Annotated in this window: 24 protein-coding genes; 5 read left to right on the forward strand and 19 right to left on the reverse strand. The window is 26.0% G+C overall.

Going from position 1 to position 20,887, the window contains the following annotated elements:
- Window positions 1-10: 10 nt before the first annotated feature.
- From tssF to ACH5BK_RS13560, 9 genes are all read right to left on the reverse strand, one after another.
- Window positions 11-1,789: a type VI secretion system baseplate subunit TssF gene (tssF, locus tag ACH5BK_RS13520; protein WP_404308290.1), complete on the reverse strand. Its 1,779-nt coding sequence runs from the start codon at window positions 1,787-1,789 to the stop codon at window positions 11-13.
- The gene (gene tssE, locus ACH5BK_RS13525) at window positions 1,779-2,201 is read right to left on the reverse strand and encodes a type VI secretion system baseplate subunit TssE (RefSeq protein WP_404308292.1); all 423 of its coding nucleotides are present in this window, start codon (window positions 2,199-2,201) and stop codon (window positions 1,779-1,781) included. The genes tssF and tssE overlap by 11 nt, the downstream gene beginning before the upstream one ends.
- Window positions 2,201-3,676, reverse strand: a complete 1,476-nt coding sequence (gene tssC, locus ACH5BK_RS13530; protein ID WP_404308294.1) for a type VI secretion system contractile sheath large subunit — start codon at window positions 3,674-3,676, stop codon at window positions 2,201-2,203. Before tssC ends, tssE begins: the two co-directional genes overlap by 1 nt.
- A 16-nt stretch (window positions 3,677-3,692) precedes the next feature.
- Window positions 3,693-4,181 carry a type VI secretion system contractile sheath small subunit gene (gene tssB / locus ACH5BK_RS13535; protein WP_404308296.1) on the reverse strand — a complete coding sequence of 163 codons (489 nt, stop codon included), beginning with the start codon at window positions 4,179-4,181 and terminating at the stop codon, window positions 3,693-3,695.
- A gap of 8 nt (window positions 4,182-4,189) precedes the next feature.
- Entirely contained in the window at window positions 4,190-5,722 is a 1,533-nt protein-coding gene (gene tssA, locus ACH5BK_RS13540) for a type VI secretion system protein TssA (RefSeq protein WP_404308298.1), read from the reverse strand.
- 337 nt (window positions 5,723-6,059) lie between these two features.
- Complete coding sequence (gene trpC / locus ACH5BK_RS13545; protein ID WP_404308300.1) at window positions 6,060-6,851, reverse strand: indole-3-glycerol phosphate synthase TrpC; 792 nt, start codon at window positions 6,849-6,851, stop codon at window positions 6,060-6,062.
- Window positions 6,848-8,155 carry a hypothetical protein gene (locus ACH5BK_RS13550; RefSeq protein WP_404308302.1) on the reverse strand — a complete coding sequence of 436 codons (1,308 nt, stop codon included), beginning with the start codon at window positions 8,153-8,155 and terminating at the stop codon, window positions 6,848-6,850. Before ACH5BK_RS13550 ends, trpC begins: the two co-directional genes overlap by 4 nt.
- A complete protein-coding gene (locus ACH5BK_RS13555; RefSeq protein ID WP_404308304.1) occupies window positions 8,131-8,514 on the reverse strand; it encodes a YkgJ family cysteine cluster protein in 384 nt (127 codons plus the stop codon). Before ACH5BK_RS13555 ends, ACH5BK_RS13550 begins: the two co-directional genes overlap by 25 nt.
- Window positions 8,507-9,220, reverse strand: coding sequence for a tRNA1(Val) (adenine(37)-N6)-methyltransferase (locus ACH5BK_RS13560; protein ID WP_404308306.1), 714 nt, complete (start codon window positions 9,218-9,220; stop codon window positions 8,507-8,509). Before ACH5BK_RS13560 ends, ACH5BK_RS13555 begins: the two co-directional genes overlap by 8 nt.
- A gap of 293 nt (window positions 9,221-9,513) precedes the next feature.
- Here ACH5BK_RS13560 and ACH5BK_RS13565 point away from each other — a divergent pair, with 293 nt between their 5' ends.
- From ACH5BK_RS13565 to ACH5BK_RS13580, 4 genes are read left to right on the forward strand one after another with little or no spacing between them, the layout of a single operon-like run.
- Window positions 9,514-9,840: a 4Fe-4S dicluster domain-containing protein gene (locus ACH5BK_RS13565; RefSeq protein ID WP_404308308.1), complete on the forward strand. Its 327-nt coding sequence runs from the start codon at window positions 9,514-9,516 to the stop codon at window positions 9,838-9,840.
- A 9-nt stretch (window positions 9,841-9,849) separates the two neighbouring features.
- Entirely contained in the window at window positions 9,850-10,980 is a 1,131-nt protein-coding gene (locus ACH5BK_RS13570; RefSeq protein ID WP_404308310.1) for a 2-oxoglutarate synthase subunit alpha, read from the forward strand.
- A 2-nt stretch (window positions 10,981-10,982) separates the two neighbouring features.
- A complete protein-coding gene (locus ACH5BK_RS13575; RefSeq protein ID WP_404308312.1) occupies window positions 10,983-11,816 on the forward strand; it encodes a 2-oxoglutarate ferredoxin oxidoreductase subunit beta in 834 nt (277 codons plus the stop codon).
- Window positions 11,817-11,827: 11 nt separating this feature from the next.
- The gene (locus ACH5BK_RS13580) at window positions 11,828-12,403 is read left to right on the forward strand and encodes a 2-oxoacid:acceptor oxidoreductase family protein (protein WP_404308314.1); all 576 of its coding nucleotides are present in this window, start codon (window positions 11,828-11,830) and stop codon (window positions 12,401-12,403) included.
- 71 nt (window positions 12,404-12,474) lie between these two features.
- Here the strand turns inward: ACH5BK_RS13580 and ACH5BK_RS13585 are convergent, their stop codons facing one another.
- From ACH5BK_RS13585 to rpe, 4 genes are read right to left on the reverse strand one after another with little or no spacing between them, the layout of a single operon-like run.
- Window positions 12,475-13,017 carry an HD domain-containing protein gene (locus tag ACH5BK_RS13585; protein ID WP_404308316.1) on the reverse strand — a complete coding sequence of 181 codons (543 nt, stop codon included), beginning with the start codon at window positions 13,015-13,017 and terminating at the stop codon, window positions 12,475-12,477.
- Window positions 13,018-13,020: 3 nt separating this feature from the next.
- Complete coding sequence (locus ACH5BK_RS13590; RefSeq protein WP_404308318.1) at window positions 13,021-13,848, reverse strand: 3'-5' exonuclease; 828 nt, start codon at window positions 13,846-13,848, stop codon at window positions 13,021-13,023.
- Complete coding sequence (locus ACH5BK_RS13595; RefSeq protein WP_404308320.1) at window positions 13,838-14,431, reverse strand: phosphoribosylanthranilate isomerase; 594 nt, start codon at window positions 14,429-14,431, stop codon at window positions 13,838-13,840. The genes ACH5BK_RS13590 and ACH5BK_RS13595 overlap by 11 nt, the downstream gene beginning before the upstream one ends.
- 2 nt (window positions 14,432-14,433) lie before the next feature.
- A complete protein-coding gene (gene rpe, locus ACH5BK_RS13600; protein WP_404308322.1) occupies window positions 14,434-15,075 on the reverse strand; it encodes a ribulose-phosphate 3-epimerase in 642 nt (213 codons plus the stop codon).
- A gap of 147 nt (window positions 15,076-15,222) precedes the next feature.
- On the opposite strand from rpe, the gene ACH5BK_RS13605 reads away from it, so the two are divergent.
- Window positions 15,223-16,233 (forward strand): phospholipase A, encoded by a 1,011-nt coding sequence (locus tag ACH5BK_RS13605; RefSeq protein WP_404308324.1) that lies wholly within the window; start codon window positions 15,223-15,225, stop codon window positions 16,231-16,233.
- Window positions 16,234-16,236: 3 nt separating this feature from the next.
- Here ACH5BK_RS13605 and ACH5BK_RS13610 read toward each other — a convergent pair whose 3' ends face one another.
- From ACH5BK_RS13610 to ACH5BK_RS13635, 6 genes are all read right to left on the reverse strand, one after another.
- Entirely contained in the window at window positions 16,237-16,662 is a 426-nt protein-coding gene (locus tag ACH5BK_RS13610; protein ID WP_404308326.1) for a c-type cytochrome, read from the reverse strand.
- Window positions 16,659-17,243: an NUDIX hydrolase gene (locus tag ACH5BK_RS13615; RefSeq protein ID WP_404308328.1), complete on the reverse strand. Its 585-nt coding sequence runs from the start codon at window positions 17,241-17,243 to the stop codon at window positions 16,659-16,661. The genes ACH5BK_RS13610 and ACH5BK_RS13615 overlap by 4 nt, the downstream gene beginning before the upstream one ends.
- A 44-nt stretch (window positions 17,244-17,287) precedes the next feature.
- On the reverse strand, window positions 17,288-18,490 hold the full coding sequence (locus ACH5BK_RS13620) for a sensor histidine kinase (RefSeq protein WP_404308330.1): 1,203 nt from the start codon (window positions 18,488-18,490) through the stop codon (window positions 17,288-17,290).
- The gene (locus tag ACH5BK_RS13625; RefSeq protein WP_404308332.1) at window positions 18,483-19,142 is read right to left on the reverse strand and encodes a response regulator transcription factor; all 660 of its coding nucleotides are present in this window, start codon (window positions 19,140-19,142) and stop codon (window positions 18,483-18,485) included. The genes ACH5BK_RS13620 and ACH5BK_RS13625 overlap by 8 nt, the downstream gene beginning before the upstream one ends.
- A gap of 60 nt (window positions 19,143-19,202) precedes the next feature.
- Complete coding sequence (locus tag ACH5BK_RS13630; protein WP_404308335.1) at window positions 19,203-19,988, reverse strand: hypothetical protein; 786 nt, start codon at window positions 19,986-19,988, stop codon at window positions 19,203-19,205.
- A 357-nt stretch (window positions 19,989-20,345) separates the two neighbouring features.
- Window positions 20,346-20,849, reverse strand: coding sequence for a YajQ family cyclic di-GMP-binding protein (locus tag ACH5BK_RS13635; protein WP_404308337.1), 504 nt, complete (start codon window positions 20,847-20,849; stop codon window positions 20,346-20,348).
- Window positions 20,850-20,887: the final 38 nt, after the last annotated feature.

Genomic DNA, 20,887 nt, shown 5'->3' on the forward strand with positions numbered 1-20,887 from the left:
TTATCACACTTTAAATAAGCTCTATAGAACCCATTTTAGGTTTCCACATAAATAGTTCTTCATTTTGAATATCTACAGACAATTTATGGAAAGAATTAATATTACTATAAAGTGCAAAAAATTCATTTAGAACTGAACAAAAAAGATATGCTTCCCCTAAACAAGAAAACTTAGTAGGATCAATTTCTAGTTTTACGTGCATTCCTCTAATAGGAAAACCTTTATCAATCATTTCTGTTGTTTCATAACTTATACTTTCAATACCTTTTAGAATCATAGAAGTTTTATCTCTTTGTTTTACATCATAAGCACCAAAAAAATCATAAGTTTCTAAAATTGTTCTAAATGTTTTAATATCATTTAAAGACAAGTAATTTAAAGACATATTAGAAATTATTCTCCATAAAAAATCTCCTGATATAGGAGGAGGATAACTAACAGTAGGTATAGTAATATTTCTAAAACTTAAAGTACCAGTATTTGATAAAGTATTTGAGATACAAATATCTCCAAGAAAAAGTGAACTAGGGATATCTTTATTTGTACATAATATTTTTACAGAAACCGTACTATTTATAGTAGAAATTGTATCTTCTGTATCAATAGCACTTGAAAATCTTAAATAAGTATTTGTTCGTTCTCCATCATTAGAAAGTTTTGTTCTTGCTGAATAATATTCATTATCGTCATCAAGGTGTTCAAAAGACTCAAAAGGAAGATAATTTCTATAAGCATTTTTTCTTGATATCCATCCTCTTACTTGCTCTATTGAAAAAACTTCACTATGATTTTTATCCAAATCTGCTGGTAAAACAAGGAATTCTGAATACTCTAAATTTTTCCTAATTGGTACAGAATCTGCTTCAAATAAATTTACAATAGGTGTGCAATATAATGATAGGTTTTCTTTTGTTGGTTGTTGATTTGATTTAGACATTTTTTTAGAAAAATTAATTTTAATTGTAAAACTATTACTTTTAGATAAAACTTCACTATCTAAAGAAGAAATCTTATTTAAATTTAAAATATCAACAAATAGAAATTTATCTTTAAAACAAAAAAAATCTTGTAATAATTTATAACCATCAAAAATACTTAAAGGTTGTGGAAGCATAGATTCAGAAGAATCAAAACCAATAGATTTTATTGAATTTTTTGGAATATTTAAATTAGATATTTTTCTTTTATTTTCATCATTTATTGTAATTTCAATACTTTCAATAAACCTAGTAAGATATAAATATAAATCTTGTGAAACAAATTTTGAACCACTTAAATATATTCTAAGATTATTGAAAATCAAATCATTTAAATTTCCAGAAGCAGTCATTTTCATATTTAATTCTAAAGTACTTTTTTTACCATGAACATAATAATTTACAGTATTTAAGTCAAAAGGCATAACTAAAGTATCATATACTGTTTTAAATTTACACTGAATAGCATCTGGTTTAATTTTACTTAAAACTTCTGTATCTTTTTTTACATAAGTGTTTGTAGTAGAATCATTTACAGAATCAAATTGAATAATACTAAAAGATGGCATTGGTCTTGTGTAATTTGGCCAAAGTAACTCAACAAGAGTATGGGCAACTTCTGGAAGTTCTTGATCCAACCTTTGCTGAAGTCTTCCTGTTAAAAAAGAAAATCCTTCTAGTAGTCTTTCAACGTCAGGATCTTGTCCTTCCTTTGATAAATAAGAAGATAATCCAGGATTTTTTTTTGAAAATGCTGAACCATCTCTTCTTAAAGCTATTAATTCTTTTTTATAATAATCATTAAATATCATCTGAATATATTTTCACTTTTCCATTTTTTAATAAATCTGCTTTAAAATGTATTTTTTTGCTTTTACCATCAACTATCAAATATCCTTCAATAAAAATATTCATTTGATTAATAGTTAACTTTTCCCGTGATACTGCAATTTTTGTTTTATAAAGTCTTGGTTCATATTTCTTAATACTTAATTCACAAAAGTACTCTATTTTCTCAATAGAGTCTTTCATATTTAAACTTATATTATTTAAATCAGGTCTTCCATAATCAGAGGCAATTTCACAACTACCTGCATTTGTTGAAAAAATACGAGACAAGTTATTTGCTACTGAACTATAAATAGCTTCTTCGTTTGTCTCATATTGTTTATAATCAAAATCAGAATTTAATCTCTCAAATAAACTACCTTTAAATTTTTTCATTATTCTTTATCTAATTTACCTACTAAAGATAATTCAAAACTTGCACCCATATATTTAAAATGAGGTCTTAACGAAATTCTAACTTTATACCAACCTGGATCATTATCAATATTTTCAACTTCAATAGCAATTCCTTTAAAAGGCTTTTTACTTCTAATCTCTGCACTTGGATTTTCTTGATTTGCAACATATTGCTTAGCCCATTTATTTAATTCTCTTTCTAAATCTGCTCTTTCTCTCCAAGAACCAATGTGTTCTCTTTGAAGTACTTTGATATAGTGAGACATTCTTGTTATTGCAAATAAATATGGTAATTGAGTACCTAATTTATAATTTAATGCTGCTTCATTTCCCTCTGGTGTATCAGGGAAGATTTTAGGAAGTTGAGTTGAACTTGCAGCAAAAAAAGCAGCAGAGTTACTACCCTTTCTCATAATTAAAGGAATAAACCCTTGCTCTGACAACTCATACTCTCTTCTATCAGAAACTAAAACTTCTGTTGGTATTTTCATTTCAATATCACCCATACTCTCAAAAGTATGTACAGGTAAATCTCTAACTTCTCCACCTGATTTAGGTCCAATGATATTAGTACACCATCTATAGTTTGCAAAACTATCTGTTAATTTACTAGCAAATGCATAAACTGTATTTCCCCATAAGTAATCTTCATGACTTTTTGATACATTTTCTTTGTATACAAAATTAGAAATAGGATTATCTTCTGGATCATAAGGTGCTCTAAGTAAAAACCTTGGTAATGTTAAACCTACATACTTAGAATCTTCATTTTGTCTAAAACCTCTCCATGCTGCAAATTGTGGTGAACTCATTACATCTTCAATATCTTTTAAATCAGGAAGTCCTTCAAAACTATCTAAACCAAAAAACTTAGGGCCTGCAGCTGAAATAAAAGGTGCATGTGCCATTGCTGCAATTGAAGATACTTTATTCAAAAACTTAATATCAACATTTGAAGGAGAAAGCTCATAATCAGCTAAAATTGTACCTACAGGTTCTCCTCCAAATTGACCATAACCACTTGTATATATGTGCTTATAAAGTCCTGTTTGAGTAATATCTAAACTATCTTCAAAATCTTCTATTAATTCTTCTTTGGAAACATTTATAATTTCCATTTGAATATTTTGTCTAAAGTCTGTTCTTTCAACTAACATTGAAAGACCTTTCCATTTTGATTCTAAAGATTGAAAATCTTTATGATGTAAAATTTCATCCATTTGTTCAGAAATTTTATCATCAATCTCTGCAATCATTTTGTCAATAATTGATTTATTAACTTTTTCATCTTCACTATCTGATTTAATCAATTCTTCAATTAATGCTCCAACACCAGTTTTAACAACATCATACGTTTCATCTTCATGAGTTAATTTTGTTTGAGCTACAATACTATCTAATAGAGTTGCTTCAACACTAGCAGAACTTTGAGCTAAATTTTGTTCAGTCGACATAAGTTTCCTTTTCTGATTATTCTTTTGAGTTTAAGTTAAGCTCAGACATTAACTTATCTCTTTCTTCTTTACTAGAAATTGCACTTTCTATTGCTTTTCTAAAGGCAGGTACATTTCCTAATGGACCTTTTAAAGCCATTAACGATTGTCTTAACTGCATTAAAACTTTCATTTCTGGAACATTTTCAACGATTTTTTCAGGTGAAAAATCTTTAACACTATTAATTTTTAAGTCTACATTTAAAGATGCATTTTCATCTTCAACCAATTTATTATCTACATTAAAAGTTACAGACAAGTTTTGAGCTTTTAAAACATCATTAAAATTAGACTTATCAATTTTAATAGCTTTTTTTTCCTCTACTGGCACTTTTTCTTCATTTGGATTATATTCACCTAATAAAGTCATTTTATATGGAATTTCTACATCTTCTGTAGCATCCCCTATTGCTGGCTTATAGGTAACATTAATTCTTTCTTTTGGTGACTCTGATTGTTTATTCATTTTTTCTCCTAATTTAAATTTATTTCAAAAGCACTATTAATATCAGTTTTACAAAGTTTCTTATATATCAACTCTAATTTTTCATAAGGAATATCAACACTTGAGTAAGAATTTAAAATCAATGTATAAACTTTTGATGAAAGATTGGGATTCCATTCATCAAGATTAAATTTTTCGATATCTTCTTGTAGTTCTTCAAGTAATGCTAAGCCTATATCTTTTTTTTCAAAGTCTACAGCAAGTTGAGCATGGGCTAATCTCCAATTAAACCTATCTTCTGTTATAGTTGCTTTATTATAGTTTTGTAGCATTTTGTCCATAGCCTCTTTTAATTTATCATTATTGGCTAATTCAAAGATTTTTTCTAACTCTTTTTCTTTTTCATCACTAGAACTATCTTCTTTTTTTTGTTCAATATTAGAACTACATAATTCATCCATTATCCATTTTTTTGTCTTATTAGAACAAAAAGGAGTATTGTCATTAAAATAAAAATCTAAAATACCTTCATTTATTTTTACAAAACTAACTAAAGAATTTTTAACTTCATTTGCATTTTTTGTAGAATTTATCTTTGTATAAATATCATAAGCAATAAAATGACCATCTAACCAGAAAGGACAAACTTCAATAATTTCTTCCAATAAAGATATTGCAAACTTATAATTTTCTTCTTTTATTAATTCATTTAACTCATCAATTTCTAGTTCAGAAGGAGGATATAAAAAAGTTTTTTTTCCTTCTGCATAAGGTAATTCATCAATCTCAAACCAAGATAAAAATCTAGCAATTCTTAATGCTCTAATATCTTTAATATCAATTTCTCTATAATGCTTTCCAAGTAAAGATAAACTCTTTTTTATATCAATTAATAATTTTTTAAAATCTGTTTCTTTTGAAATATTTGCATTAAATAACTCTTCTTTATTAGAACTAGATTGATTAATTTCTTGTTTTTTTTCAACTTCACTTTCAACAATATTTTGTTTTTCTATATTTTCTTTTTCGATTCGTAAAAGTTCTTCTTCATGAAAAGGTTTTAAAAATTCTATTATTTTTTTAAATTTTATTTTGTCACTATCTAATAATTTATTTAACTCTATTTTTAACTTATTAAACAAATCAAAAAGTAGAACATAATTAATTGATTTTTTTTTATTTTCTTCACTTAATAGTTCTTTTGTTAGTTGCTCTTCTAACCAAAAAAGGATATTAGCTTTACCTTTAAGAGACTTAGGAAACAATGCAATTCCAAACTTCTGAATAAATTGTAAATACACAGGTAAATTGAGTTCTAAAGCTTCCCAGCAATGTTCTTTCCAAGCCGAAAAAATCCACCATGAAGCTAATTTTAAATCTTTTGTTTCATTTTCAAGTAATGATAATGTTTCATTATAAACATATTTCCAATCTGTAGAATCTTGAGTTACACTAAACTCTTTATCTATTTCTTGTTCAATAAGTAAATAAATATCTTCATATTTGTAATCTTTTCCACATATTTCAGAAGATGAAAACTCATTTAAAATCAAATTATTCAAACTTATAAGGCCTTCTATTATTTTTTAATGTCGAATTCTAACTAATAAATTCTTTAAAAATACTTTAGAATAAATTATTTTATTTTTTAATTGTTTAGAGTATTTATTCTTTTTAATATTAATATAAATTATTTTATTTGCTTAAATAAATATTATTTTTGTTATTTATTTATATGATGAAGCTATTTTAGTAGTAAAGAAATCAGTTTAAAAAAAAGGATTGAAAGTTAGATGTGATTATTTATTTAAATAAATTAAAAATAATTTAGTTAAAATTTTTTAATTGTATAAAAAAGGAAAGGCATAAAAGTCTTTCTTTTTTTATTTACGATAAGATTTAGTTTTTTACTTTTTTAAATTTTTCAAGTTCTTCTTCAATAGAAGGTACTCTCATAAAATGTTCGCCAATTAAAAAAGCATCAGCTCCTATTTCACTTAATCTATTAATTGTCTCTGTATTTGAAACTCCTGATTCTGCAACAATAATTTTGCCATTTGGTATCATAGGAATTAATTTATCACAAAGTTCCATATCCATTTCAAAAGTTTCTAAATTTCTATGGTTAATACCTATTATATTAGCTCCACATTTCATAGCTTTTGTTAAATCTTCTTTATCATGAATCTCTACTAATACTTCTAAACCTAAATGTAAAGCATAATCATAAAGTTCTTTTAACTCTTTAGTTCCTAAAGATTTAGCAATTAACAAAATAAAATCAGCCCCATATACCAAAGCTTCAACAATTTGATATTTGTCTAAAATAAAATCTTTTCTTAAAAGTGGTGTTGGAACATATCTTCTAATTTGAGTTAAATATTCTAAATTACCTTGAAAATAATGTGGTTCAGTTAAAACTGAAATTGCATTAGCTCCACTATTACTATAAGCTTGAGCAATACAAAGAGGATCAAAATCTTCTTTAATAATACCTTTTGAAGGACTTGCTTTTTTAACCTCAGCAATTATTCTAATTGGTTCTTCTTTAGTTGCAGTTAAATAAGGTTTAACATCTCTTGGCGTAAAAGGATTAGAAGAAAGACTTCTACCTAATAAATCTAATGGTAAATCTTTCTTTCTTTTCTCTAAATCAACTCTTGTTCTTTCATTTATTTCATCTAAAATCACTTAATACACTCCTTAATTTTTTCCCAGTGAAATTTTATTTCTTTTTCTTCTAAACCTGCTTTATCAACAACTTTTTTCATTTGTTTATAAGCATTATTACAATTATTTAACTTATACTCACCCCATGCTAAAGTATCAATATAAGCTATATTATCAGGTTCTTTTTCTAAAGCTTTATTAACTAATAATATTCCTTTTTTAATATCTTTGTCATAATCAATTAATAAATAAGCTAAATAGTTCTGATAAACAGGATTATTTACTTTTTCTAATGCTTTTGAAAACTTTTTTATTACTGATTCTAATACTGACAATTTATCTTTTGCTAACTCAAATTCTAAAATGGCAATTTGAGCTAAATAATCATAATTATTAGTATTTGAATACAATTTATTTAATACTTCTAGTGCTTTATGAGGTTTATTAGTAAGCCTATATAAAGCAAGTAAAACTTGTGGTTCTTTTTCATTTTTTTCAAAAAACTCAAGGGCTTCATTAGAATCTTTTTTTGTTAAATATTTTAAAAGTAAAATTTTAATTCTTTTTAAAACTTCTTTGTTTTTATTTTTAAAATACATTTTTTTAAGTAAAGATATTGCTTTATCATTACTTTTTTGTACTTCATAAAAAGATAAAAGTTGAATAGCAATTCCATAATTTGAATCATTGTTTTTTAAATACTCTTCAAGTAAATTTATTGTTTCTTTTTCTTTTTTTAAATAAAAAAAATCTATATTACTTAAAGATAAAAGAGTCCTAGAGTTTTTATTTAATAAATATGCTTTATGAAAACTATTTGAAGCTTTTTTATACTCTTTTTTTTGTAAGTAAATTGTCGCTAATAATTCAAGATTTACATCTTTATAAAACTTATTTACTAAATTTTCTGCATAATAAATTGAAGAATCGTACTCTTTTAATTTAAATAAACTTAAAATATATAACCTAAGAATTTGTTCTTCTTCTTTTATCCCCTCTATTATGTTTTCTTTAGCATATTTCTTTATTGTATTAAAATCATTCATTATAAAGTTTAAAGATAAAAACTTAACTAAATATTCATATTTATTAGTTTTAGAAAAAAGATTATAATAAGTATTTCTTGCTACATCAAATTTTTTTTGTTGTTCATTTTCTAATGCATATATAATGTATTGGTCTTCCAATATAAACTTTTTATGTTTAACAGTAATATAGTTTGGATTATCTTTTATTTTAATATCTAAATTCTTTGTTTGAGCAGAACATCCTAATAAGGCAAATGCTAAAACAAAAGAAGTTAGATATTTTTTACTGCCGGGCACTCTTTAAAAACCTCTTCTTTATTTTCTTTAAAATAATCCCAAAAAGGGAATGTCCTACATTGAGTAGGTCTAGCTTCATAAATACTACATTGTTTTTTATTTAAATCAAAAAACACACATGCATAATTATCTTTTTCTAATTGTATCTCTTTTATGCTGTATTTATATCCTATTTTAAGTAAAAACTTTTGTCCTACATCTTCAATACTTATATTTAAATGTTTAGCTAATTTTTCTATTTCTGTTTTATTAATCCAAATATAACCACTTTCACCAATACAGCATTTACCAGCACATGTATCACATCCATTAGGATTAAAAGAATAATCAAAATTTTCTTTTTTTAAAATATTACTCATAATCAGCCTTTATACTATGTGTTGAAGATTTTTCATAAATACCTTTTACTTCTTTTGTAAATTCATTCTCATCAAAGACAAATAAAGGTGACATAATTTTAGTCAATGATTTTGAATTTTTTCGTGCATACACTAAAATTAATGTTGCATCTTTTTGTTTTTTTGGATGAACAAATTGTAAACTTTCAACATTTAATTTGTATTTATTTAATGTAATTAGTATCTCGTTAATCTGTTTCACATCGTAACAAAAAAAGAACTGTCCTGAATCTTTTAATATTGAAGAAACTTTTGAAATAAAAGAATCTAATGGCATTGAATCATTATATCTAGCAATTTTTATATTTTTATTCTCACTTTTTATTACATTTGAATGATAAAAAGGAGGGTTTGAAACACAAATATCAAACTTCTTATCAAAATCTATTTCTAAAAAAGAACCTTTATACATGTGAGCATCTAAATTATTATTTTGTGCATTTTTTTGTGAGAAAAATTGAAACACATTTTGTATTTCACACTGATGTAAAGAAAGTCTACTATACTCCCTTGAAACAAGTAATCCCAATATTCCACTACCACTACCTATATCAAGTAGTTCACCTTTTACATTTTTAAATTTTGCTAAATTATTACATAAAAAATTATATAAAAAATGTGTATCACTATTATAGCAATAGCCATCTTTAGGTTGATATAAAACCAAATTTGTCCTTTATTATTTTAGTTATTATAGCAAAAGTTTCATATATAAATTTTAAATCTATTTTAACCCTATCTTTTAACGTTAAATTAGCTATTTTAATTAAGGTTAAATATAGTTTTGAAGACACTATTTATACACTTGAAAAATTCGTGTAGCAAAATGTAACAATAGAGAAATTAAGAATTTAAAATACCAGTTTTAATTAATTATTAGATGTTATATAGGTTATCATTCAACAATAATAATTGAAAATTAATCAACTATTGATAAACAAAAAATAATAAGGGGAAATTATGTCTAATATGGAAGCTCCTGCAAACACTCCTGTTTGGGTGAATGAAGATAGATGTAAAGCATGTGATAAGTGTGTTTCTGTTTGTCCAGCTGGTGTTCTTGCTATGAGACAAGAGGTTACTTCAACTTTAGGTTCTATGATTAAAGTTGTTCATCCTGATTCATGTATTGGCTGTACTGACTGTGAACTTGCATGTCCAGATTTTGCTATTTATGTAGCAGATAGAAAAGAGTTTAAATTTGCTAAATTAACAGATGAGGCAAAAGATAGAAAAGAAAGAGTTATTAAAAACAACTATAGAATTTTAGATGAAGATGAGGCGTAAGGATAATTAATGGCAAGAGAACTAATTTCAACAGGTAATGAATTAGCAGCTAAAGCTGCACTTGACTCAGATCTTGAGTTTTTTGGTGGGTACCCTATTACTCCTTCAAGTGAAATAATGCACGTATTATCTTCTGCACTTCCAGCAAGAGGAAAAGCCTGTATTCAAATGGAAGATGAGATTTCTGGTATTTGTACTGCATTAGGTGCAGCAATGTCAGGAAAAAGATCTATGACTGCTTCATCTGGTCCTGGTATTTCATTAAAAGCAGAAAACTTAGGAGTTGGATATATTTCTGAAGTTCCTTTAGTTGTTGTAAATGTTATGAGAGGTGGTCCATCTACTGGTTTACCTACAAGAGTTGCTCAAGGAGATTTACTACAAGCTAAAAATCCTACACATGGAGATGTAAAATCTATTACATTATGTCCAGGTAACTTAAATGAGTGTTATACAGAAGTTGTAAGAGCATTTAATTTAGCAGATAGATTTATGCAACCTGTATTTGTTTTATTAGACGAAACAATAGGTCACATGAGTGGTAGAGCTACGATTCCTGACTTAGAAGAAGTACAAGCTTCAAAAATTTCAAGAAAAAAATTCGAAGGTGATCCAAAAGAATATAAACCTTATGGAGTTGGACCAGATGAACCAGCTGTATTAAACCCAATGTTCGAAGGATATAGATTCCACTTTACTGGATTACACCATGGACCAACAGGACATCCAACAGAAGATGCAGATACTTGTGATGCTTTAATGAAAAGATTATTTACAAAAGTTGATGCACATACTGATGAATTAGAATTAAATGAAGAGTATATGTTAGAAGATGCAGATATTATGATTATTGCTTATGGTTCAGTATCACTAGGTGTAACTGAAGCTATCAATAGATTAAGAGCTGAAGGTGTAAAAGTAGGTATGTTCAGACCACTTACAATCTGGCCAAGTCCTGCTGAAAGAATTAAAGAACTAATGGGTAAATTTGATAAAGTACTTGTTACTGAATTAAATATGGGTCAATTTGCTGATGAAGTACAAAGAGTTTCAGGAAGATCTGATTTTGATACATTATTTAAAGTAAATGGTAGACCATTATCTCCACTAGAAATTATTGAAAAAGTGAAAGGAATGTAATCATGGCATTTAATTATGATGAATATTTAAGAACAGACAAAATGCCAACACTATGGTGTTGGGGATGTGGTGATGGAGTTATTTTAAAATCTGTAATTAGAGCCATTGAAAAAACTGGTTGGAACATGGATGATGTTTGTGTTGTTTCAGGTATTGGTTGTTCAGGAAGATTCTCTTCTTACATTAACTGTAATACAGTTCACACTACACACGGTAGAACATTAGCTTATGCAACAGGTATTAAATTAGCTAACCCTGAAAAGAAGGTTATTGTAGTTGGTGGTGATGGTGATGGTCTTGCGATTGGTGGTAACCATACAATTCATGCATCAAGAAGAAATATTGATCTTAATTACATTATTATCAATAACTTTATTTATGGATTAACAAACTCTCAAACAAGTCCTACTACACCTCAAGGTATGTGGACAGTTACAATGAGTAGAGGTAATATTGATCCAACATTTGATGCGTGTAAATTAGTTGAAGCAGCTGGTGCGTCATTTGTAGCAAGAGAAACTATGTTAGATCCTAAAAAACTTGAAAGAGTTTTAGTTAAAGGTTTCCAACATACAGGATTCTCATTTATTGAAGTATTCTCTAACTGTCATGTTAACTTAGGAAGAAAAAATAAAATGGCTACAGCTATGGCTAACTTAGAGTGGATTAAATCTATTTCTATTGGAAAAGCTAAGTTTGATAAATTAGAGCCTGAAGAACAAACAGGATTATTCCCTACAGGTATCTTAAAACATGATACTGAAGCACAAGAGTACTGTGAAGCTTATGAAAAAGTAAAAGAAGCTCACAGAACTAAAACAGCAGTACAATTATAAGGAGAAATATCATGGCAGCTAATAGAACGTTAATGAGATTTACAGGAGTTGGTGGACAAGGTGTTCTTCTTGCAGGTGCGATTTTCGCAGCTGCTAAAATTAATGATGGTGGTTATGGTTTAAAAACTGCTACATATACTTCTCAAGTAAGAGGTGGACCAACAGTTGTTGATATCACTTTACAAGATGAAGAAATTTTATACCCTTATGCAAATGAAGGTGAAATTGATTTTATGTTATCAGTTGCAAACGTATCATATAATCAATTCAAAAGTGGTGTTAAACCAGGTGGAACTATTGTAATTGAACCAAACTTAGTAAGACCTAGTGATGAGGATAGAAAAATTTGGAATATTATTGAAATTCCAATTATTACTATTGCTAAAGAAGAAGTTGGTAATGTTATTACTCAATCAGTACTAGCATTAGCAATGGCAAACTACTTTACAGGTGAAACTATTCCAAAAGAAAAGTTAAGAGAAACTATGCTTTCTAAAGTACCTGCAAAAGTACATGATATTAATAATAAAGCTTATGATTTAGGTTATAAGTACGCACAAGAAGCTGAAGCAGCTCAAGCTTCATAATAAAATTTTTATTTTAAATAAAAAAGGGAAGTGATTTATCACTTCCCTTTTTTTATACTTATAATTTTAAATTAATCCATATATTTTTCATAATCTTTTATTTTTTCTTCAAGTCTAAGAGATAAATGAATATTTGAATTTTTCAAGCATGATAAAATTAAATTTGCTTCGTCTAAATACTTTTTTTTCTTTTCATTATTCCAGTGTTTTGGAGGCTTTGATAAATTAGTTATTCTATCTGCTAATTTTACCATTTGAACTTCATAAGGTTGATTTAATAACTTTTCTAAACTATTTTGCATTTGTAGTTTTTTCGTTTCTAAAGTTTTATCTTTAGTTAAAGCTTCAACTCCATCAGCAACTTCAGGTGAAAAATCAGTATATAGTTCATCGTAAGTAATATCAGTATCTTCAATTGTATCATGAAGTAATGCACAAATTATTGCTAAATTTGATTTTTCTTCATCAAGTCCTGATTTTTCACAAGCGTGTATCACTTCCATAGCTACACTTGTAACATGTGTTACATAAGGATAGCCTTTTGGAGTTTTTTGTTCACCATGTGCTTTTGCGGCATAATTAAGTGCTTTTAAATAAATTTCTTGAGAAAACATACATTATTCCTTTTCTTTTTTTATTTTATCTTTTTGTTTTACTTTTGAACTTTTAGAAAAATTTATCAACTCTTCACTTGAAATATCTTTATCTTTTAAATTCTTAATACACTCTTCTAAAATATATGTTGTAGCTAAAGCATCATAATATGCTCTATGATGATTATCTACATCAATTTTTAAAGTCTCTTTTAATGCTCTTAATCCATATTTCTCAGACTCTATACATCTTCTAGCTAAATCTATCGTACAAAGTTTTCTATTTTGTAATCTTCCTAAATCATATTTTTCAAAAGAATCAGAAATAAATCCATAATCAAATTTAATATTATGAGCAACAAATAAGTCATCACCTAAAAAAAGTTTAAACTCTTTTAATACTTTTTGAACTACAGGTGAGTTTTCTAACATTTTTGGATTTATTTGTGTTACTTCTTGTATATATTCAGGTATTTTTTTTGCATAAACCAAAGATTCATATTTATCTATTATTTCACCATTTTTATATTTTACAGCACCTATTTCAATAACTTGTGCACCTTTTTTTACAGATGAACCATTTGTTTCAATATCAACAATACAAAAAGTTTGTTCATTAATTTTAGAATGAAGAGTTTTTAAATAAATATTATTATCAACATCTAATTCTAAAGGTAAACCATTTGATAAAAGAAGTTCAAACTCTAAATCAGGTGTTTCAAAAAAAGTATCTGTTGCTTTTTTTAATAACTCTAAAAACTCATTATATTCTATTTTTTCTCTTTCTAATTTTTGAATAATATTTTCTAGTTTAAATGATGGTTTAGGGATTAGTCTTTTTCTAGATTTCATTGGACACTTTTATAAAATTTATCATTTTTTCTTTATCTTTTTTCCCTTTTGATGCTTCTACCCCAGAACTTACATCAATAGCAAAAAAATTGTAAGGTTTTAATTCTAAAAGATTATCTTCTTTTAATCCACCAGCTAAAATCAATTTAGAACAATCTAAATTATCAAACCAATCTAAAGCCACTCTTTTTCCTGCTCCCCCAAAAGACTCCACAAAAGCATCAACTAAATAATATTTATTTTTATTTAATTCTTCTAAATCTTTTTTAGATTTTGCTCTTATTACTTCAATATATTTAACTTCTAAAATTTCTTTTTCTGTATAATTTTCATCATCGATTATTTGTGCTAATTGCATTTTTGCATTACTACAAACCTGATTTATATAACTACTAGATTCATTTACAAAAAGACCTACTGTTTGAATAAAAGGAGGAAGTTTATCCACAATTTTTTTTGCCTCAAATGGTTCTATATATCTAGGTGATTTATCATAAAACACAAAACCAAGAGCATTAGCTCCTGCATCTATTGCATTTAAAGCATCTTCAAGATTTGTAATTCCACAAATTTTAACTCTCATTTTTAAACCTGTAAGCTTTTAATCGCTTTTGAATAGTCTTCGTTTCCAAATACATAAGATCCAGCAACAACTACATCAACTCCTGCATCTTTTAATTCATGAATATTCTTATCATTTACTCCACCATCAACTTGAATTAAACAGTCAGGATTTCTTTTGTTAATAAGCTCTTTTAATTTTTTCGTTTTTTCAATTACAGAATTAATAAATTTTTGTCCACCAAAACCTGGATTTACAGACATTAATAAAACCATATCTAAATCTTCAAGTAAATATTCTATTGATTCAGGAGTAGAATGTGGATTTAAAACTATAGCAGGTTTTATTCCATAAGATCTAATTTTTTGAATTAATCTATGAGGATGTTTTTCACTCTCTATATGAAAAGATATATATTCAGGTTTTAAAGAAGCAAAAAGCTCTACAAAAAAAGTATTATTTTCAACCATTAAATGAACATCAAGAGGTTTAGTTGCAGCTTTAGCTACAGGGTTTACTACAACAGGACCAATTGTCATATTTGGAACAAAATGTCCATCCATTACATCAACATGAATTAAATCACATCCACCATCACAGATTGCTTTTATTTCTTCATCTAATTTTCCAAAATCAGCAGATAAAATCGAAGGTGCAACAAGCATATAATAACCTTTTATTAAATTTTTAGGGATTATATCATTATCTCTCTTTTATCCTGCGAAAATCTATATTTTCAATTTTATTTTTCTTTAAAATTAAATCATAATAACTATTATAGTAAAATTCTAAAAAACAAAAAAAGAGATAAAATGTTAAAAATTAAAGTGCTACTTATTTTTTTTCTTAGTTTTATGTTTGGAAATGAAACTACACAGCTTTATAAAAAAGCGCAGATGTATGAAAAAAACAAAGACTATGAAAATGCAATGTTTATGTATAAAAAAGCCTTTGAACTTTCAAATAAAAGTGATGTTTACTTAGTAGATTTATCAAAAAATCAAGAGTACAAAGTACAAACTTTTACAAAATTAAAAACTGACTTTTATGAAGATGTAATAAATAAAACAGAAGATAAAGAAGCAAATAAAGCAATAAAACAAATTCTTACAAAAAATTTTGGATTATATCCTTATAAAATGAATTACTTACTTCCTGTTACATTTGATGATGATAGAAAAAGTGATAGAGAAAGAATAGAAACTAAATTTCAATTTAGTATTGAAAAACCAATAACATATAATTTTTTTGGATTAGATGAATCAATATCTTTTGCATATACTCAAAAATCTTTTTGGCAAACAACAGCTGATTCTGCTCCTTTTAGAGAAACAAACTATGAACCTGAAATTTTTGTTCAATTCCCATATAAAAATAGTGAAACACTAAAAGGTTTTAAACTTGCACTTAATCATCAATCAAATGGAAGAGATAAACCTGAGTCAAGATCATGGAATAGGATTTATTTAGAAAGTTATTTACAACTATCTAAACTATTTGTAGTACCAAGAGTATGGTATAGAATTCCAGAAAAAACAGATGATGATAATCCTGATATTGAAGATTATTATGGATATGGAGATTTACAGCTACTTTACCCTTATAAAGATCATGTTTTTGAATTAATGGTAAGAAATAATATGAAATTTAATTCTGAAAATAAAGGAGCTGTTCAACTTGATTGGACTTTCCCATTACCTAGTTTTATTTCTTCATCAAATTCTTATGGATTTGTTCAAATGTTCACAGGTTATGGAGATAGTTTAATAGATTATGATAAAAAAATAAATAGAATTGGTTTTGGTATAGCTCTATCTAGATAGAGCTTACTTAAGATTTTTTACATAATAATAAATAGCTGCAATTTCTTCTTCAACTAAAAAATAAGTTGGCATAACATTTGCATAATAAATCAATTTTTCACAAACTTGTTCTTTAGCAAATTTTTTAGAGGGATTTCTTTTTGAATTAATTTTCTTAGAAAAAGCATTGTAATCAGCTTTTTTAATACTTGGGGCTACTAAATCACATTCATATTTTTTCTTTCTATAAATATGAGAAAATGTAACTATTTTTTTACCTTTTGCATCATCTCCATGACAAGTATTACACCCTATTCCACGAGGATTATTATATAACATTTTTCCATATTCATATTTTGTAATAAAAGTATTATTATCTTGAAGTGTTAACTCTTTTGAAAATAAACTAAAAGGAAAGATAAATAAAATATATAAAACTATCTTTTTCATTTTACTCCTAAAATATTTTTATTTTTTATAAACCAATAAAAAGAGAACATAAGCCCAGGTGTTTTAGCTTTAGTTTCATCAAAAATAAATTCATCAATTTTATCCAAAGAAAGATACATAAGCTCAATTTGCTCATCATTTATACCGCCTCCTTTATGCATAAACATAGAATTATTTATCTTTGAAAAATATAAATGCTGTTTAGAACCACTTACACCCACATTTGTATAAAAAGATGTAATTTTTTGTATATTTTTTATATCTACATTGTAACCACATTCTTCATCTATCTCTTCTTTTACTATCTCTTTAAGAGATTTTTGTTTATCTATAATTCCAGCACAAAGTTCATAAGTACACAATTTTGAATTATCATTTAAGTATACAGGTGGTCTAAATTGTTTTACAATCAAAAAAGCATTTTTTTCCTCATGATACAATAATACAGCTACACTATCATGACTTTTAACAGCTTCCCACACTTTGTCTTTGCCATTTTGATTATAAGTAAGTTTTAAAGGGTGAACAAAATTTGTATTTTTTAAATTACTTGTTCTAAAATTTTTTATAATATTATTCATTTTATCTCTTTTTTATAGTTTATTGTTTTTATAAGAAAAAGCTTTTAATTTTCTTTATCGTTTATATCACACTTTGCACCAATAATAACAGAGGAAAAATCAATATAAAAAGTACTTCCTTCATCAAGTGTAGAATCTAAATATAGTTTTAAATTATATTCACTTGATATTCGTTTTACTATATCAAGACCTATTCCAAAACCACCTTCTATATTATTACTACCTCTTTTATATCTTTTAAAAATCTCTTTTTTCTCTTTTTTACTAATACCTATACCATAATCTTTTACACTTAAGATATTATTTTTTAAACTTACTTCTACTATAGAATTATTGTGACTATATTTTACAGAATTTGAAATAAGATTATTTACAATTTTTTGTGTTTTTGTTTTATCCATTAATAAAGTACAATCATCTAGAAAAGCTTTGATTTCAATATTTTTAGTAATAGAAATATCATTAAAATAATCTACACTTTCTTGAACCAAGTCTTTTAAATCAAATTCTTCAATCACGTCCTCATTAGAAGCATTAAAAGCAGAGAAATGAATATCATTATATATTTGAGAAATTTGCTTAGAACTACTTAATATATATTTCATCATTTTTTCAGGTTTCTTACCTTTTTTTAACATTGAAACAGACGTAAGTAAAACTGATATAGGAGTATTTAATTCATGAGCAGAATCTTTTATAAACCTATCTAAATGTTCAACTTTCTCTCGAACAGGTTTTAATAATATTTTTGCTAAAAAATAAGCTATTAAACCAATAAATACAGCACTTAGAATTAAAACTATTAATATATATATTTTTAATTTATTTGTATTTTGATATTCTCGGCAAGATTCTAAAACTATGTATTCAGTAGGTACAGATGGTTCATTAAGCTTAATAATATAAAAATCATAAATATCTTTTACATATTTACTTTTTGATAAGTCAACATATCTTTCTCCTTGTAAACTTGAATAAAGTAGTTTTTTATTTTTATCATAAAGTGCATATCGTACATGTTCACTAGCAAACTCTTTTGGAATAAACCTTTTATTTTTCATATAACTATCTAAAATTTCACTTTTTATTTCCATAGAAGCACTAGTAATCTCCATACTACAGCTTTCTTTTAGCATTCGAACTTCATTGTTATAATATAAATAAAGCATAATACTAATTAAAAATATTGCAGAACCTATATAAATAGTAAGAAAACTTATAAGGGCTTTTTTCTCATTTTTATTCAAATCTATACCCTATTCCTCTAATAGTTTTTATTTTATCTTTTCCAATTATTTCTCTTAAGTTTTTTATATAAACTCTAATTGTTGCATCTGTTGGCATATCTTCATAAGCCCATATATTTTGAAGTAATTCATCACTTGAAATAACTCTATTTTTATGAGTACAAAAATATTTTAATATATCTCTTTCTTTTTGAGCAATACTAATACTATCCCCATTAGATAAAATCATACAAGAATCAGGTTCAAAAAATATTTTATTAGAAATTTCAATATTACTATTTTGTTCAATTGAAAAGTGTCTACATAATTTCATAATTCTTTGATCTAATTCTTCTAAATCAAAAGGTTTTTTTATATAATCATCAACACCATTTTCAAAAGAATCTTTTAAATGTTTAGTATCTTGATAAGCTGTAAGTATTATTACAGGAGTACTATTCTTATAATCTTCTCTAATTGTTTTTAAAACTTCAATACCAGTCATAATAGGTGTATTAATATCAAGTAAAGCAAAATCAAACTTTTCATCTATTAAATACTCTAAAGCTTCTTCACCATTTGTACATAATGTAACTTCAAATCCCTTATCTTCTAAATGATCACTTAATAAATCACTTAATGCAAAATCATCTTCTAATAATAATACTTTCATATAAATCCTCTGTATATATATAAGAGATATTATAATATAAATTTGTTTATTTATTGTAAATTAGATTAATTTTAAAGCTCTCATTATTTTTGTTTGAATTAATATATAAGTCACAGAAGCAATTAAAGCTAATATTGTTCCAACCATTATTCCATAAATTTCATAAGTAAAAAAAACTACAAGAGAATAAATAACAACAGAACTTAAACCAAAAGGTGTATTTTTAATTATTGTTCTTGCTTGTAAGTTACTATGTCTAAAATGAATTATTAGTAATAAAGGTAACAATATAGTAGGAAATGCTGAAAAGATTCCTGCAAGATTTGGATCTACATATTTAGGAAGACTTGAAACAATTAAAAAAATTCCAATTGTAAGTACTGATCTAAATAATAAATCACTAAAAGACACTTTATCTTTTTTTTCTATTCCATGATTCTCTTTTTTTGAAAAATAAATAGATGATAATAACATTAATAAAATAACAACTAAAGGTGTAAAAACTATATGAGGAGGAATAAATGATATTATATATGCAATTAAAATATATGAGAAAAAAGAAATTAAAATACTAGCTGTAATTTCAAGTTTTCCTTTATAAAAAGTACTAATATAATATCCTATACAAAAAGCCAATGCTGCAAAAAGACCATGTATATTATATAAAGCAACATTTGTAACATAATCAACTCCATTTTCAACTGCAAAAAAAAGAAGTGTGATTGAACTTCCAACAGGTAATCCAGATAAAATACCTGAAATTTTTGGACTTAATTTTTCAGCTATAAAACTTAAAGATAAAACTAGTACAACAACAGATATAGATTTAATTATTAAAAGTTCCAAGGTAGTTCCTTCATATAAATGAAGTAAAGACTATGTAAGGCGGTATATTAAAGAGTATTAGGTCACTACAAAAGAAAGAAGAATTCATATAAAGTATTTATATAATAACCTATTTGGTGTTGTAGTAAAAGTATAAAAAAAACTACAACTATTTTTTACATAGCCCACTTCATTACAATAGCAAAAAAGACAGATAGAAGTGGATTAAAATATTAAGTTTATTAACAGAAAACTAAGGGTTAAGACTTAATTTCAAAACTATTTTTCAGGAGTCTTCTATCATCCATCTCTTTTAACATTAGAATTATATATAAATTACAATTAATTTCAGATTAATTACACATAAATTTCAAAAACTTATCTAAAATTATCAAAAACTAATGGAGCTTTTAATTCTAAGCCCTTTAAATGCTTCATTACAGCTTGTAATTCATCAATCTTTTTCCCAGTAACTCTTATTTCATCACCTTGATTTACAGCTGTTACTTTTAATTTTAGCTTTTTAATCTCTGCTTGAATAGTTTTTGCTTCATCTTTTTCAATAGTATCAATGATTTTATATGTAAATTTTCTATTTGCACCACTTGAGTCTTCTGCTTTTAATTCTTCTAAAGAATTAATAGATAAACCCCTTTTATTCATCTTAGAAATTAAGATATCTTTCATTGCATCAATTTTATTATCACTTGCACTTGTAAGTGTTAATGTTTTAGCACCTTGATTAAAATCTATTTCTTTTGTGATTCCCTTAAAATCATATCTATTATCGATCTCTTTTTGAGCTTGAATAACTGCATTTTTCATTTCTTGCATATCAAGTTTTGCTGAAATATCAAATTGATGTTCTTTAGCTTTTGCCATAAATCTTCCCTTTTTAAAATATAAAAGGAAATTATAAC

Origin of the sequence: Arcobacter sp. YIC-80 (assembly GCF_044841725.1) — a bacterium.
Lineage (GTDB): Bacteria > Campylobacterota > Campylobacteria > Campylobacterales > Arcobacteraceae > Arcobacter_B.

Excerpts from the sequence above, each read along its gene's own strand:
- tssF (WP_404308290.1), bottom strand. The coding sequence starts at position 1,789 with ATGATATTTAATGATTATTATAAAAAAGAATTAATAGCTTTAAGAAGA.
- tssE (WP_404308292.1), bottom strand. The coding sequence starts at position 2,201 with ATGAAAAAATTTAAAGGTAGTTTATTTGAGAGATTAAATTCTGATTTT.
- tssC (WP_404308294.1), bottom strand. The coding sequence starts at position 3,676 with ATGTCGACTGAACAAAATTTAGCTCAAAGTTCTGCTAGTGTTGAAGCA.
- tssB (WP_404308296.1), bottom strand. The coding sequence starts at position 4,181 with ATGAATAAACAATCAGAGTCACCAAAAGAAAGAATTAATGTTACCTAT.
- ACH5BK_RS13555 (WP_404308304.1), bottom strand. The coding sequence starts at position 8,514 with ATGAGTAATATTTTAAAAAAAGAAAATTTTGATTATTCTTTTAATCCT.
- ACH5BK_RS13565 (WP_404308308.1), top strand. The coding sequence starts at position 9,514 with ATGTCTAATATGGAAGCTCCTGCAAACACTCCTGTTTGGGTGAATGAA.
- ACH5BK_RS13570 (WP_404308310.1), top strand. The coding sequence starts at position 9,850 with ATGGCAAGAGAACTAATTTCAACAGGTAATGAATTAGCAGCTAAAGCT.
- ACH5BK_RS13575 (WP_404308312.1), top strand. The coding sequence starts at position 10,983 with ATGGCATTTAATTATGATGAATATTTAAGAACAGACAAAATGCCAACA.
- ACH5BK_RS13580 (WP_404308314.1), top strand. The coding sequence starts at position 11,828 with ATGGCAGCTAATAGAACGTTAATGAGATTTACAGGAGTTGGTGGACAA.
- ACH5BK_RS13585 (WP_404308316.1), bottom strand. The coding sequence starts at position 13,017 with ATGTTTTCTCAAGAAATTTATTTAAAAGCACTTAATTATGCCGCAAAA.
- ACH5BK_RS13590 (WP_404308318.1), bottom strand. The coding sequence starts at position 13,848 with ATGAAATCTAGAAAAAGACTAATCCCTAAACCATCATTTAAACTAGAA.
- ACH5BK_RS13595 (WP_404308320.1), bottom strand. The coding sequence starts at position 14,431 with ATGAGAGTTAAAATTTGTGGAATTACAAATCTTGAAGATGCTTTAAAT.
- rpe (WP_404308322.1), bottom strand. The coding sequence starts at position 15,075 with ATGCTTGTTGCACCTTCGATTTTATCTGCTGATTTTGGAAAATTAGAT.
- ACH5BK_RS13605 (WP_404308324.1), top strand. The coding sequence starts at position 15,223 with ATGTTAAAAATTAAAGTGCTACTTATTTTTTTTCTTAGTTTTATGTTT.
- ACH5BK_RS13610 (WP_404308326.1), bottom strand. The coding sequence starts at position 16,662 with ATGAAAAAGATAGTTTTATATATTTTATTTATCTTTCCTTTTAGTTTA.
- ACH5BK_RS13615 (WP_404308328.1), bottom strand. The coding sequence starts at position 17,243 with ATGAATAATATTATAAAAAATTTTAGAACAAGTAATTTAAAAAATACA.
- ACH5BK_RS13625 (WP_404308332.1), bottom strand. The coding sequence starts at position 19,142 with ATGAAAGTATTATTATTAGAAGATGATTTTGCATTAAGTGATTTATTA.
- ACH5BK_RS13635 (WP_404308337.1), bottom strand. The coding sequence starts at position 20,849 with ATGGCAAAAGCTAAAGAACATCAATTTGATATTTCAGCAAAACTTGAT.